The organism is Pseudomonas danubii, from assembly GCF_042980055.1.
In the GTDB taxonomy this organism is placed as follows: Bacteria; Pseudomonadota; Gammaproteobacteria; order Pseudomonadales; family Pseudomonadaceae; genus Aquipseudomonas; species Aquipseudomonas danubii.
In genome coordinates, this window is record NZ_CP116502.1 from 3491880 (window position 1) to 3505890 (window position 14011).

Sequence of the window (14011 nt, forward strand, 5' to 3'; positions counted from 1 at the left end):
ATCTGTCTGCTGAAGCATGGCGACAAGGGCGGTGGCACCTCTATAGTGCCGGCTCGCTGGATGTTCTGAACCTTGTGGCTTGGCTGCGGAGGTCTCTTATGAGAGTGGGTCAGGTAAGTGACATCGATATTCGGTTGCTGCGGGTGTTTCGCGCGGTGGTTGAGTGCGGCGGATTTTCCGCTGCCGAGATAGAGCTGAATATCAGTCGTGCGGCTATCAGTTTGAGCATGGCCAATCTGGAAAGCCGTCTGGGTGTTTGTCTTTGCAAACGTGGGCGCAGTGGTTTCGCTTTGACGGTTGCCGGGCAGAGCATCTACGACGCGTCACTCCAGCTGTTCGCGGCCATAGGCAATTTTCGCACCCAGGTGAACTCCGCCACCACTCAACTGCGGGGGGAGCTCAACATTGGAATTACTGACAATCTGGTGACATCGCCTCACATGCGAATGACTGAGGCACTCAAGATTCTCAGGGCCAAAGGGCCCGATATTCAGGTCAATGTGCATATGACGACGCCAAGCAGCGTGGCCCGCGGCGTATTCGATGGTCATTTCCACATTGGCGCGATACCCACTACTCACAGAGTGAATGGCTTGGACTATCGACCCTTGTATGCCGAGGAGTCGCAGCTTTATTGCAGCCATGAACACCCTCTGTTCGGGGTTGAGGATGAAAGCTCGATCCTCGAACGCTTACCCCTTTGTGACGCGGTCACCATCGCTCAATCCCAGGAACCGGAGGTCATCAAGTACTCCAAGAAGCTGAAGGTAATGGCGACGTCCAGCGATCGCGAGGGGGTGGCGTTCTTGATTCTGAGCGGTGAATACATTGGCTATCTGCCCAGCCATTACGCTCAGCGTTGGGTCGATGCTGAACGCATGCGTGCTTTGTGTCCGGAGCACTACCGATACTGTACTCAGCTTTCGGTGATCACTCGCCCCGACCAAGCAGGAAACCTGCTGTTGGATCACTACCTGCAAGCCTTGGAAAGCATTGCCCCCTAGCGTTCTAGCCACGGTCAATTATCTGGTTACCTGAAGGTAAGCTCTGTGAAATCGAATTGTCAGCTGGAGCTTGGTAGCGTCCGTCCTTACTGACTGGTCCGGCTGTGGCCGGTGGGTCCCTATGGAGAACATGTCTGGGTGGTCCGCTTTTCTTGATGTTGACGGATACCCTTAATGACTTGAACAAGGATGCTTCGATGAACACTGCTCACGCTGACGCGGTTCTGTATTTCGTCAATCCTGGGTATTTGCCTTCTGCTAGTCGTCGCACACGGGAAGTTTTCGATCCGGCGACGCTGGAGCGCATTGGAGTCATCCCGTTATGTGATAAAGCCGACGTCGACGCGGCTATCGCCGTCGCCGACGCTGCACGCATCGAGTGGCGAGCATTCGACGGCAGGGCGCGTGGCCGGTTACTGCATGAAGTCGCCGAGACCATCGAGCAGTCAGTTGAGCATGGCCTTGAGGTTGCTTGCCTGATGGGGGCGGAGACGGGAAGGTCATTTTCTGACGCTATGGCTGAGCTGGCCGGTTGTGCACGGGTTTTTCGACACTACGCCGAACTGGCCAGTGAAGGGTCCAATGACTTCCCCAGTAGTTTGCGGTCTCTGACGCTGCAACACAGGCACTATGAGCCTTATGGAATCAGTGTGCATATTCTCGGAGTCAGTCAGCCGCTGCTATTGATGTGCCGAACCGTAGCGGCGTCATTGGCCGCAGGTAACAGCTGCATAGTGAAACCTGCAGAGACCGCTGCACTCTGTACTTTGAAGTTCATGGAGTACTTCAGAGGATTGCCTTCGGGTTTGGTTTCCTGTCTTCCAGGGGATGGCTTAACGGCACAATTGCTGGTGCAGTCTGCTGCTACTCACGTTGTCGCCTTTAGTGGCGGTGCCGCAGCAGCTAGCGCCGTAGCCGTGACTTGTGCGGAGCTGATGAAACCTTGTGTCATCGAGACCGGATGCAGTGCTCCGGTGATCGTTTCGCGACACGCATTGCTGGATGTTGCAGCAGCCTGTGCGGTCACTGCCGCGTTTCGTCTGGGTGGACAGACCTGTACCTCGGCAAAACGATTCTTTGTCGTGGATGAAGTACACGACCCATTTGTCGAGAGGTTTGCAGAAGGTGTTCGTGCGCTGCGTACTGGTTACAGCCGTGGTTACTCGGAGATTGGACCGTTGGTAAGCGAGGAAGCACGAAAAAAAGTGATAAGCCTTGTGGAGGATGCATTGGCCAAAGGGGCGATACGAGTCTGTGGTGGACAGATACCCGCCGATCACCCTATTGGCTGGTTTTATGAACCAACCCTTCTTACCGAGCTCAGCGATGACATGGATATTTACCATGAGGAATGTTTTGGCCCGGTAGCCGCCGTTCGCCGTGTGCGGCACTTTGATGAAGCCCTGGAGCTGGCTAATAGTTCACCCTGCAAGCAGGGGGCTGTATTGTTTTCCGGCGATTTGGCCGAAGCAATCACGGCCGCAGATCGGCTTGAGGCAGGTCTGATCTGGGTCAACAACCCTTTGATTTACAACGAGGCGTTGACGGTTGATGGATGGACGTTGTCGGGGCTTGGAAGCGACGTAGGTCTGTGCGGGCTCAATGCCTTTCGCCGATCAAAGACCGTGTTCATCAACCATCCTGCTCGAGAGTGGCAGTGCTGACCCCGTCAGCGTGTTGGCTATCACGCAACTCAGGCTGCTGGACCCGACAACACAAGCTGTCGGGTCACGTCAGAGGTTTATGGGGGCTCAACGGTTCAAGGCTTTGCGTGCAATCCGGCACGCGGCCAGGTCCCACGCGGCTGCCATATCGACAAGAATCGCCAGGCGGCGGTGGTGATCGAGGTGCCGCAGCTGGCGGATTTCGACGAGTCGCTGTATCCGCTGCTTCGGGGGCACCCCGGAAGTGCTGTCCCTGGCGATGCTACAGGTTCTTGCCCACCCCCTGGAAACCATCAGGGTCAGCCGTGACGACCTGTACCGCAGTTGGCAGGAACTGAACTCGGCCGATGATCGACAGGTGGACATCATCTCCCTGGGCAACCCGCATTTTTCCCTCGACGAGTTCAAGCGCCTGGCACAACTGTGCGCCGGTCAGCGCAAGCACCCGCAGGTCTCGATCATGGTTACCTGCGGCAGGACGGTGTTCGAGCAGGCCGAGGCGGCCGGTGCGATCGATGTCCTGGCAGCCTTCGGCGTGGCGTTCATGACCGACACTTGCTGGTGCATGATCGAAAAACCGCTGCTCAAGCCCAACGCCCGCTCCCTGATGACCAACTCCGGCAAGTACGCGCATTACGGTCCCGGAATTTCCGGCTTGGGCATTCACTATGCGGGGCTGGCGACCTGTGCCGAGACCGCACGTACCGGTCTGGCGCCGGCTGCAGCTCCCGCCTGGATTCGTCCGTAAGTTGATGCAGTCCGTGGCCGTATTCGTTGGGATGCGGCCATCGTCACGCAGGCCCGATCGCAGGGTCGCAGCGACCCAGAGGGTTGTGCTGCGCCAGGATGATCGTATTCGCCTGGGTCAATGCGTTTTATTTTCCGCTCAGCCGCGAGTGCCTAAACTAGGGTCATAGGTCTTTCCCGTGTTTACTCAACAGTATTCGTCGCTGCAGAGCCGAGGGGTGTTTCGTGAGCCAAATGCAAAGAGCTGCTGATGTTTTACGTAGGTCCAAGACAATCGTTTTTTTCTCGGGCGCTGGTATCTCGGCTGAGAGCGGAATACCGACGTTTCGCGACAAACTAACTGGGTTATGGGCGAAGCACGACCCTCAACGCCTGGAAACAGCGGACGCCTTTCGGGATAACCCGGCTCTCGTATGGGGCTGGTACTTGTGGCGGCGGCACCAGGTCAGCGGGGCAAAGCCAAACGCGGCCCACCTGTGCATTCCCCGGTTTCAACATGCCGGCTGGGAGGTGTCCGTCATTACCCAAAATATCGATGACCTGCATGAGCGGGCAGGTTCATTGGACGTGGTTCATGTTCATGGCAGCTTGATGGACGCGAAATGCTTTGCGTGTCACCGGCCAGGCGAATTAACACCTGACCAGCTGAGGGTTTCTGAGGAAGGACAGTGGATCGAGCCTCCTCGGTGTGAGCATTGCAACGAAAGGCTTCGGCCAGGGGTGGTCTGGTTCAAGGAGAAGATGCCCGAGGACGCCTGGCGGTCCGCCGTACGGCTCGTGAGAGATTGTGATGTGCTGATTTCGGTGGGGACTTCCGGCGTAGTCATGCCGGCAGCTGGCATTCCGGAAATGGCGCTCGCAGCCGGGGCTGCGGTGATCCATGTCAACCTTGAGGAGGTTGGATGGATTGGCGCGGACGAGATAATGCTGAAAGGAAGTGCTGGTGTGGTATTGCCCGAGCTGCTCCTGGCGGTCGGGGGGGCGACAACGTCACAGCTTGATGGATCTATCTAGGAAACCAGGCACGAGACGAGCATGAGGCTTTCCAAACTGAACCGCTCCGCGCGGATTTATAACCCTTCACCGCAGTTGTTTCTGCCATCGTGACTTTCCAAGTGACCCTGGCCTTCTTCCAGGCTGAGTCATTCATGTGGTGGAACGTCGTTTCATTCCCCTCGCCATCAGGCTTGCCAAGCGGGAACGCGTAGAGCGGATGCTTTCCGCGCTGCTTCTCGATTACCGACTTGGCCAACTCCCTGACCATGGCAAGGACGCTATAGAAGGGCATTCCAACTGGACGAGAAAGCCCTACGGAGTTTGAAAGACTGTCAAAGCATGGCACTCAGCACCCATCCGGCTACACCACCACCGATCACCACCAACCAGGGCGGTTGCTTCCAAAACATCAGCGCGACCAGGCACACCAATGCCAAACCGAAGTCCTGTGGCTTAAGGATCGCGCTCGTCCATACAGGCTGATACAGCGCCGCTAGAAGCAAACCAACCACCGCCGCATTGATCCCAAGCAACGCCGCTTGGATATGTACGCTGCGCCGCAGTTGTTCCCAAAACGGTAACGTACCAACGATCAATAGAAACGACGGCAGAAAAATGGCTAGCAAACAAATGAACCCGCCGACCCAGCCAGAGGGTTCGACGCTCATCGAAGCACCTAGAAATGCCGAGAAGGTCAAAAGCGGCCCAGGAACAGCCTGCGTTGCACCATACCCGGCAAGAAAGGTTTCATTGCTGACCCAGCCTGAAGGCACTACTTCGGCCTGCAACAATGGCAACACCACATGACCACCACCAAACACCAGAGACCCGGAGCGATAAAATGCATCTACCATGGAGAGCGTCTGACTGAGTAGCATCTGGCTCATTATCGGTAAGCCGACCAGCAAAGCGAAGAACAGTGATAACCAGAACAAACCTGCTCGGTAACCGACCTTTATAGGCAGTGGATCATGTTCGGCGGCGCGAGCTGGTTTGAATAAAAGCACGCCGGCAAAAGCCGCGACAACAATTGAGCCGATCTGCCCCCATGCAGACGGAACCAACAGCACCACACACGTCGTAATCGCCATGATCGTGATACGCAACGCATCTGGGCATAGATTCCGTGCCATTCCCCATACGGCTTGAGCGACTACCGCAACGGCCACGACTTTCAGGCCGTGCAGTACGCCAGGCGCGATGATATCGCCATGGTTGGAAATACCTAACGCAAACAGGATCAGAAGGATGGCCGAGGGCAGCGTGAAACCTGCCCAGGCGGCCAGCGCCCCAGAGTAGCCCGAACGAGAGAGTCCCAGCGCCATACCAACCTGACTACTCGCGGGGCCTGGCAAGAACTGGCAAAGTGCGACCAGGTCAGCATAGCTACGCTCAGTCAGCCATTGCCGGCGCGTGACGAACTCATCGCGGAAATACCCCAAGTGTGCGATGGGCCCGCCAAATGAGGTCAGTCCCAAGCGCAAAAAGATGAGGAATATAAAAAACGGTCGACGGTCACCTTTGCTGTTTATGTTCATGCACACGTTTTCTGCATTTAATTAGACATTGATGACGATGAGGAAAAGAGGGCTGCAAACGGGTCTGCGTCTACGAAAGCTGGGGGCGGAAAAAAGGTCGTGAATCTTCATGTCGTGGTTTTTCCTTGCGATTTGCGCCGCGTAGACCAGGGGGCGGTAGAGATACACCTCGAATCTGAGCGCCACCATAGCGTTCGATTGAGGTGTCAAAACTCATTAAGCCAGTTCATACGAACTCGTTGTACCTTGAAAGTCTTACAGTGGCTGCCATGGCATGAAAACAGAAGAGGGCATTCCTCCTTCAACCGCCTTTGTGCTGATGATGCCTACGTGAACCCTGGATGGGGTGCGTAGGTGTGCCTCCCTGTCCGCCAATTTAGGGCAGGATGGTGACTCAAAACCTCATATCAGCTCCCTGTCTTAGTGCGCGGTTATCCGCATCTCCTCGGCCACATCAGCCCAGAGGAGACACGCAACCATGTTGAAATCACTTCTAGTCATTGCTCTAGGCGCATCAGTGGGTGCTTGGTGGCGTTGGCTTTTGGGCATGAAGTTAAACGCCCTGTTTCCCTCGATTCCGCCAGGCACTGTGGTCGCGAACATGGTCGGTGGCGGCATCATTGGCCTGGCCATCGCGTTTTGGCCACATCCCCCTAAGCCCTGAATGGCGCCTGCTGATCATCACGGGCTTCTGTGGCGGCCTGACCACCTTTTCCACATTTTCCGCCGAGACAGCTGCCCTGATTCAGGAGGGCAAATGGCTGTGTTCACTCGGCTCGGTTTCATTGCACGCCGCAGGACTTCTGTCCTACCAAATGACCGGTACGCGCTGAGGAAGTGAAAATGGAAGGTTTTCTGGTGATTTTCTTTACCCAACAGAAGCGTCGTTATCACAGACCACCCAAGGGGCAGCGCAAGTCCGCAACTTGGGTCAAAACCACATCAGCACTAACAGCCGGCTGCGATAGTGGCGGTTTTTTCGTTCATTGATCCGCTTCTCCCGTGATGGCCAGAACGCTGCACGGCACCTGATGCAGAACATGCTCGGTAGTACTGCCAATAAGCTTGTCCACCCCTTTGTGATGGGTATTTCCCATTACGAAGACATCTGCTCGAGTATGAGTGGCAAATTCGGCCATCGCTTTGGTTGGCGGCCCTGCAATGAAGTGTCGCCGCTCAGGTGGCACGCCATGGCGTTCCGCCAAGGCAATGAAGCACTTTTCAAGTGACCGGCGCACGTCGTCGCTGAAGCCTGGCATCGTCACGGCGCCGGCACCCGCATCAGAGAAATGTGTGTGTGTCAGTTCATAGGCATACAGCATGTGCAATTCAGCCTCACATTGCGTCGCCAGTTCGTTCGCCGCCTGAATGATGCTGTCGTTGATTCCGCTGATCTGACCCTCTGGATGCGATGGATCAACCGCCGCCACAATCATCCGAGGAAGCGGACACCTGACTTCGCTGACCAGATGTAAGGGGGTCGGACATTGACGCAACAACTGCCAATCCAAAGGTGTGACGAATACGCGTTTGAGCGCTGATTCATGATGTACGTCCTTGATAATCAGGTCCGGCTGCATTTCAGCCACATGCTCAAGGATTGCTTGCAGCGGGTCACGGGTCACTGCAACTTCGGTGGTCACGTTGATGCCCTGCCTACGCATGAGTTCGGCCTCATCCGTCAACCACTGCAGGTTCTCCTGCCGGCAACTCTCACGAAGTTGTTCGCTGTTGCTCATTAACCGCATAAGGTCGAAGTCTTCGATGAACACTGCGATATGCAGCGCGGCGCCCGTAGCGTCGGCCAGGGCGATTGCTCGCTCCATCGCCGGCGAGTGACGCATGGTGGGACCTGCGATCAGAAAGAGTCGTTGATATTGCCTCATGTGACACCTCCAGCGTTTCGGGTTATCCGCTAGCGCCCCCAGCACTCTCGCTTGTCCCACCATTGGCGACCTTTTATCGCCTCAACTACCTGGATCGACACTATCAATATACGCCTGCATCAGCGGCTGACCAGTTGCCAAGACTGTCGAAGTGTCTAGCAGACCTTTGCAGGTGCATGCCTACAGCAGAGAGTTCGTGGGCAGCGACGTCAATGGCAACGATCTGCTCATCGCTGGAGGTGGGGCAGAGGCCCGGGTGGCATGCCGCTAGCGCCCACAGATTGCGGTTGCGCCTGGAGCAATTCGTCGAGCACCCCCATGAAGGCGTCCACCAGTTGGCTGCGCCCCTGCTTGCGGGTCAGTACCAGCAGTTGCGCCGTGGCGCCGGGGTCCGTCAGCGGTCGGTAGGTCACGCCTTTTTTGGCCAGGGTCTGGGTGCAGCGGGGCACCAGGGCAATGCCCCGGCCGGCGGCGACCAGGGCGATGATCGAGGTGATCTGCCGGCCGCTGGGGCCCGGTCGCAGGGGCAGGCCGTTGCGCCGGTAGAGTTGTTCGATCGCCTCGTTGAGCCCCGAGCCGTAGTCCGCGGGAAACAGGATCAACGGGTGTTCGCTGAGCTCGGCCAGGGTCACCTGATCCTGGGCGGCCAGGGGGCTGTCGCTGGAGATGGCCGCCACCAGGGGTTCGTCCCCCAGGGACAGGGCCTGGATTTCGCTCTGCTCGCTGGGTGGCTGCATCCGGCTCATGCCGATATCGATTCGCCCGTCGACGATCTGTGACCACTGGCTGACCGACGCGCCCTCGACTAGGGTCAGTTGCACGTCCGGGTAGCGCTGGGCGAAGGCCTGGATCGCCTGGCTGAACAGGTCCGACAGGGCGATCGAGCTGGCGTAGCCCAGGGCCAGTTGCCCGGCGCTGCCCTTGGCCAGCTTGCTGGCCATGACCTGGGTCAGGTCCACCTGTTCCAGCACGGCCCGGGCGTAAGGCAAAAAGTGCCGGCCCTGGGCGGTGAGGGAGACGGTGCGACTGGTGCGGTCGAACAGGCGAAACCCCAGTTCGGCTTCCAGTGCCGAAATCTGCCGGGTCAGCGGCGGTTGCGCGAGGTGCAGACGCAGGGCGGCACGGCCAAAGTGCAGCTCCTCGGCGACGGTCAGAAAGTAACGCAACTTGCGTAGATCGAGCATCCTGTTCCCTGGGTATTGATCGGTCGTAAATCGGTATTGGTCTTGGGGTCGCGGGGTATTTTATAAAGGCCTTTCGTCATAAAACGAGAGGTTTCATGAATCCGCGCCAGCATTGTGCTCGCATCGCCCTGTTTTTGTGCGGTTGTGCGGCCTTTCTCAACCTGTATGCAACCCAGGGCATTCTTCAGGAGTTCGCCCAGAGCTTTCAGGTGAGTATCAGGGACGCGGGCTGGAGCATCACCGTGACCACCCTGGCGGTGGCCATCACCGCACCTTTTGTCAGCCGTTTCACCGGCCGTTTCCAGCAGCGCTCGGTGATGGTCCTGGCGTCCCTGCTTTTGGCGCTGCCGGCGCTGCTGGCGGCCTGTGCCGGCAGCTTTGCCCAGTTGCTGTTCTGGCGTTTTATCGAAGGCATGCTGATCCCGGTGGTGTTCGCCACCAGCGTGGCCTACATCGGCGATCGCTGGAGCGGCGGCACCGTCACCGAAGTCACCAGTCTCTACGTGGCCGGCACCGTGCTGGGCGGTTTCGCCGGACGTTTCGTCACCGGCTTCATGACCGAGTACGTCGGCTGGCGCGAGGCCTTCGCGCTGTTGGCCGGCCTGAGTCTGCTGATCGGCGTGGCCATCCATTTCCTGCTGCCGGCCAATGCGCCCGTGGTCAGCCGCCGTGCACAGAACCGCATGCGGGATCTGCGCGAGCTGTGCAGCCGGCCCTTGCTGGCGGCCTATGGCGTGGGCTTCTGCGTGCTGTTCTCCCAGGTGGCCACCTTCACTTACGCCGGGCTCTACCTCAGCCTGCCGCCCTTCGACCTGGGCGCCGCGGCCCTGGGGGCCATCTACAGCGTATTCCTGCTGGCACTGGTGGTGATTCCCATCGCCGGCCGCCTGAGCAAATCCCGGCCGCAGGCCGAGTTGCTCAAGGTCGCGGCCCTGCTCGGGGTCGGCGGCTCGGCCCTGACCCTGTTGCCTTCGCTGTGGCTGATCGTGCTGGGCCTGGCCTTGAGTTCCACCGGGGTGTTTATGGCCCAGGCCGCCGCCAACTCCTTTACCACCGCCACCGCCCGCCACAACAAGGCCGGGGCGGTGGGGTTGTACCTGACGTTCTATTACCTGGGAGGCAGTTTCGGCGCTGTGGTCCCGGCACTGCTCTGGAGCCATTGGGGCTGGCAGGGCTGTGTGGCGCTGATCGTGGTGTTCCAACTGCTGTCGCTGCTGATTGCCTGGGGCGGCTGGAAGCCCCTCGAACCCGAAGCACCGGTCGCCGATCCCAGGCCGGTGAACCCCCTAGATGCATCATCCAACAAGGAATACGTGAGGTGACCATGAATAACGTACTGACCCGGCAGAGCCAGTTGTTGAAGATTGTCGAACCTGTGTTGAACGACATGCCGGCCAGTGTCTTGAAGCATGCGCTGTTCGAGGCGTTCTGGAGCGAAGAGAACGCCCTGGTGGACATCGAGAATGCCTTCGAGAAGCTCACCTCGCGCCGCCACGCGCCTGCCGTGCTGCGCAAGTTCTTTGCCAGCTGGTCGAAGACCAACAATTCCGCCACCAGCGTGTCCGGCCTGGCCAACCGCATCACCTTGCTGGCCCGCTCGGGTCAGGGTTCGGCAGCCGCCGACGGCCTCTATCGTGCCTGCGGCAGCCTGCAGCGCATTACCGATGAAGACCTGGGCGCTCTGGGCAACACCCTGCATTCAGACCTGTTCTACAACATGGCAACGCCCATCTGTGGCGACGATCAGTGGCTGCTCAAGGAAAACTGCCTGCCCTCGGCGCAAGGCTTCAAGGACTGGACCGACTTCCGCCGTCTGCGCGATCGCGATCTGCTCCAGGGCCTGCTGACTACCCTGATCCACGAGGTCTATACCCACGGTGAAGTGGAGTTCATCCACCCGCTGTACAAGCAATGGTTCGTGCGCGACATGGGCGTGCCGGCGGAAAAGGCCCGGACCACCGTGGCCTGGGTCACGGTGCACACCGGCGGCACCGAGAGCAACCACTTCGCCCATGCGGTGGCGGCGGTCGAGGAATTCGTCGATGCCATGCAGGTGCGTGTCGACCCCAACGTGGCGCGGGAAATCTTCTGCGAATACCTGCAGCGCAAGGCCCGGGTGATGCGCGACTGCAGCCAGTTGTTGCGCTGATGGCGTGCGGCCCGGCCCTGGCGACGGGGCTTGTGGCTGGCCCAGGCTTGCCTATCCTGTGACTGATTCCTATCCCTTCGACCTCGCAGCCCGCCCCCAAGATGAATGACCTGAAACACAGCGCCTCCCTGGAGGCCATGCCGGCCACCGACACTTCGGTACGCCGCCGCTCCCTGGTGGCCGGTTGCAGTGCTCATGCGGTACACGACGGTCTCACCGATGTGATCTACGTGCTGCTGCCGATCTGGCAGGCGCAGTTCGCCCTGAGCTATGCCCAGATCGGCCTGTTGCGCGGGGCCTATTCCGGGATGATGGCCGGGTTCCAACTGCTGGCCAGCCGTGCTGCCAAGCGCTGGGGCCGCGAGCGCCTGCTGGTGGGCGGCACGGCGCTGGCCGGGCTGGCCTACCTGCTGGCGGGGCAGGCCGGGGGCTTGAGCGTGTTGCTCCTGGCCCTGCTGCTGGGCGGCCTGGGGGCCAGTACCCAGCATCCGCTGGCGTCTTCCTTGATCACCGACACCCATGAAGCCGGAGGCGGGGTCAAGGAGGCCCTGTCCCAGTACAACTTTGCCGGGGACATCGGCAAGACCCTGATCCCCGGCCTGGTGGGCCTGTTACTGACGGTGATCAGCTGGCGCGCCAGTGTCACCCTGATCGGCCTCCTGGGGCTGGCCGCCGCGCTGTTGCTGTGGTGGCTGATTCCCTCCCGGGCCGTCACCGCGGCCATGAGCGAGAAGGCGCCCAAGGCGGTCAAGGGCCAAGGCTCGGCCAGCGGAATGCGCGCGTTGATCCTCACCGGCACCCTGGACAGTGCGGTGCGCATGGGCTTTTTGACCTTCCTGCCGTTTTTGCTCAAGGCCAAGGGCGCCGGCACCGCCGGCATCGGCCTGGCCCTGACCCTGTTGTTTGTCGGCGGCGCCTTCGGCAAGTTGCTGTGCGGTTACCTGGGGGCGCGCATCGGCATGATGAAGACGGTGTGGATCACCGAATTCACCACCGCCAGCCTGATCGTGCTGGCGGTATTTCTGCCCTACAACGGCCTGATGCTGATGTTGCCCCTGCTGGGCCTGGCGCTGAACGGCACCTCCTCGGTGCTGTACGGCGCGGTGCCGGACCTGGCGGGGGCCGGCAAACGCGAGCATGCGTTCTCGTTGTTCTATACCGGCACCATCGGTGGCGGGGCGCTGGCCCCGGTGCTGTTCGGCAGCCTGGGGGACGTTACCGGGATACCCCTGGCGGTGATGGCCCTGGCCGCCACGCTGCTGCTGACGCTGCCGCTGTCCTGGTACGTGCAGCGCGGCCTGGACGCCGATGCTCGGGCATTGTCCAGCCCTGGCTGATGCTTGCTGTCGACCCTTGAATCATCAGGCCCGGGGCTGTTCTGCCCGGGCCTGATGCGTTCTGCGCCCGGGCTCGCGGCAGGGGCCTCGCGGCCATCAGATATTTCTTACTTTTGCAGTATCAATCACGACGCAAACGGTATTGGCCGGACATTCTGACTGTCATCAGAATGTAAGAAGACCTGGCTGGAGCCCCCATCCAGGTTGGCTGCGCAGGGTGTTTCCCGAATTCGGGGCGCCTTGTTTCCAGATCGTTTTCGCAGGTAAGAACATGAATAACAGCGAAGCCACTGCAAGCCGATTTTCCTTGTCCAAGCGTGCCCTGGGCCTCAGTGCCCCCGGTACGTCCAGCATGCGCAGCAAAGCCAACGCCCTGAAGGAAAGCGGGGTCAAGGTGATCAACTTCGCCGCCGGTGAATTGTCCTTCGACGCCTGCCAGGACATGCGCACCGGGGCCATCGACGCCATCGAAAACGCGCGCAATCGCTACACCCCGCCCATTGGCCTGCCGGCCCTGCGGGAAAAGCTCGCCCAGCAGGTCAGCCAGCGCACCGGCGTGACTTTTGCGGCCAATGAAGTGGCGGTGACCGCCGGGGCCAAGCAGGCCCTGTACAACGCCTGCATGGTGCTGCTCAACCCCGGTGACGAGGTGATCGTGCCGACCCCGTACTGGGAAACCTTTCCCACCCAGATCCGCCTGGCGGGCGCCACGCCCGTGTTGGTCGAGACCCGGGGCGACGACTACCGGCTGACCCTTGAGGCGGTGCAGGGTGCGCTGAGCGAGCGCACCCGGATGATCGTCATCAACACCCCCAACAACCCCACGGGCACCGTCTATCAACGCCAGCAACTGCTGGCGATCGCTCAGTTGGCCTTCAACCAGGGGCTCTGGGTGATGTTCGACGAGTGCTATCGCGGCCTGGTGCGCGAGCCCCATGAGCATCACAACATCCTTTCGCTGTTCCCGGCGCTGAAACCGCAAACCGTGCTGATCGACTCCTTTTCCAAGAGCCAGGCAGTGACCGGCTGGCGGATCGGCTACGCCTGCGCCCCGGCGCCGGTGATCGCGGCCATGCACAACCTCCAGGGCCACACCACCTCCAACCCCAGCAGCCTGTCCCAATACGCCGCGCTCAATACCCTGAACGCCGATTCATCGCAGTTCGCCGACCAGGTCAATCCGTTCCTGCAACGGCAGCTGCACGCTGCCCGCACCTACCTGGATCGCCTGGAAGGCATCCGCTATGCACCACCGGAAGGGGCCTTCTATCTCTACCTGGATGTCTCCTCCCGCTTGGGGGGCTACTACCGCGGCGAGCAGGTGCGGGATGTCGAGCACCTGGCCGACCTGCTGCTGACCGAGGCGCATATCGCCGTGGTCCCGGGCTCGGGGTGTGGCGACCCGCATTGCATCCGGATTTCCTACGCCGTCGAGTACCAGGAGTTGATCGAGGGGCTGGGCCGTTTCAACCAGTTCATGTCGGCCATCGTCATGGACTGACGGCG

Annotated in this window: 12 protein-coding genes, 1 pseudogene and 1 riboswitch; of the genes and pseudogenes, 10 read left to right on the forward strand and 3 right to left on the reverse strand. The window is 60.0% G+C overall.

Annotated elements, in window-relative coordinates:
- Positions 1-98: 98 nt before the first annotated feature.
- The 4 genes from PFZ56_RS16305 (at position 99) to PFZ56_RS16320 (ending at position 4429) form a co-directional block, all read left to right on the forward strand.
- Positions 99-1004 (forward strand): LysR family transcriptional regulator, encoded by a 906-nt coding sequence (locus PFZ56_RS16305; RefSeq protein ID WP_110596821.1) that lies wholly within the window; start codon positions 99-101, stop codon positions 1002-1004.
- 197 nt (positions 1005-1201) lie between these two features.
- On the forward strand, positions 1202-2668 hold the full coding sequence (locus tag PFZ56_RS16310) for an aldehyde dehydrogenase (RefSeq protein ID WP_170002281.1): 1467 nt from the start codon (positions 1202-1204) through the stop codon (positions 2666-2668).
- A gap of 259 nt (positions 2669-2927) precedes the next feature.
- Positions 2928-3416: an aconitase X gene (locus PFZ56_RS16315; RefSeq protein ID WP_170002283.1), complete on the forward strand. Its 489-nt coding sequence runs from the start codon at positions 2928-2930 to the stop codon at positions 3414-3416.
- Positions 3417-3640: 224 nt separating this feature from the next.
- Positions 3641-4429 carry an NAD-dependent deacylase gene (locus tag PFZ56_RS16320; RefSeq protein WP_346010527.1) on the forward strand — a complete coding sequence of 263 codons (789 nt, stop codon included), beginning with the start codon at positions 3641-3643 and terminating at the stop codon, positions 4427-4429.
- Positions 4430-4743: 314 nt separating this feature from the next.
- Here the strand turns inward: PFZ56_RS16320 and chrA are convergent, their stop codons facing one another.
- Entirely contained in the window at positions 4744-5949 is a 1206-nt protein-coding gene (gene chrA, locus PFZ56_RS16325; protein WP_110652611.1) for a chromate efflux transporter, read from the reverse strand.
- 274 nt (positions 5950-6223) lie between these two features.
- Positions 6224-6285, forward strand: a riboswitch (Fluoride riboswitch).
- Positions 6286-6427: 142 nt separating this feature from the next.
- Here chrA and crcB point away from each other — a divergent pair.
- Both crcB and PFZ56_RS16335 read left to right on the forward strand, forming a co-directional pair.
- Positions 6428-6782: pseudogene (gene crcB / locus PFZ56_RS16330) on the forward strand (fluoride efflux transporter CrcB).
- 10 nt (positions 6783-6792) lie between these two features.
- The gene (locus PFZ56_RS16335) at positions 6793-6939 is read left to right on the forward strand and encodes a hypothetical protein (protein WP_170002285.1); all 147 of its coding nucleotides are present in this window, start codon (positions 6793-6795) and stop codon (positions 6937-6939) included.
- Here the strand turns inward: PFZ56_RS16335 and PFZ56_RS16340 are convergent.
- Together PFZ56_RS16340 and PFZ56_RS16345 are read right to left on the reverse strand one after the other, a co-directional pair.
- Complete coding sequence (locus tag PFZ56_RS16340; protein WP_110652612.1) at positions 6933-7835, reverse strand: universal stress protein; 903 nt, start codon at positions 7833-7835, stop codon at positions 6933-6935. The two genes, PFZ56_RS16335 and PFZ56_RS16340, sit on opposite strands and share 7 nt — an antisense overlap.
- Positions 7836-8062: 227 nt before the next feature.
- Positions 8063-9019: a LysR family transcriptional regulator gene (locus tag PFZ56_RS16345; RefSeq protein ID WP_102863606.1), complete on the reverse strand. Its 957-nt coding sequence runs from the start codon at positions 9017-9019 to the stop codon at positions 8063-8065.
- A gap of 95 nt (positions 9020-9114) precedes the next feature.
- On the opposite strand from PFZ56_RS16345, the gene PFZ56_RS16350 reads away from it, so the two are divergent.
- The 4 genes from PFZ56_RS16350 to PFZ56_RS16365 all read left to right on the forward strand — a co-directional run bounded on the left by PFZ56_RS16350 (position 9115) and on the right by PFZ56_RS16365 (position 14006).
- Complete coding sequence (locus PFZ56_RS16350; RefSeq protein ID WP_102882426.1) at positions 9115-10341, forward strand: MFS transporter; 1227 nt, start codon at positions 9115-9117, stop codon at positions 10339-10341.
- Positions 10342-10343: 2 nt separating this feature from the next.
- The gene (locus tag PFZ56_RS16355; protein WP_170002286.1) at positions 10344-11168 is read left to right on the forward strand and encodes a hypothetical protein; all 825 of its coding nucleotides are present in this window, start codon (positions 10344-10346) and stop codon (positions 11166-11168) included.
- A gap of 101 nt (positions 11169-11269) precedes the next feature.
- Positions 11270-12505, forward strand: a complete 1236-nt coding sequence (locus tag PFZ56_RS16360) for an MFS transporter (protein ID WP_102882424.1) — start codon at positions 11270-11272, stop codon at positions 12503-12505.
- A gap of 271 nt (positions 12506-12776) precedes the next feature.
- Positions 12777-14006, forward strand: a complete 1230-nt coding sequence (locus PFZ56_RS16365) for a pyridoxal phosphate-dependent aminotransferase (protein WP_102863602.1) — start codon at positions 12777-12779, stop codon at positions 14004-14006.
- The last annotated feature ends 5 nt before the right edge of the window (positions 14007-14011 follow it).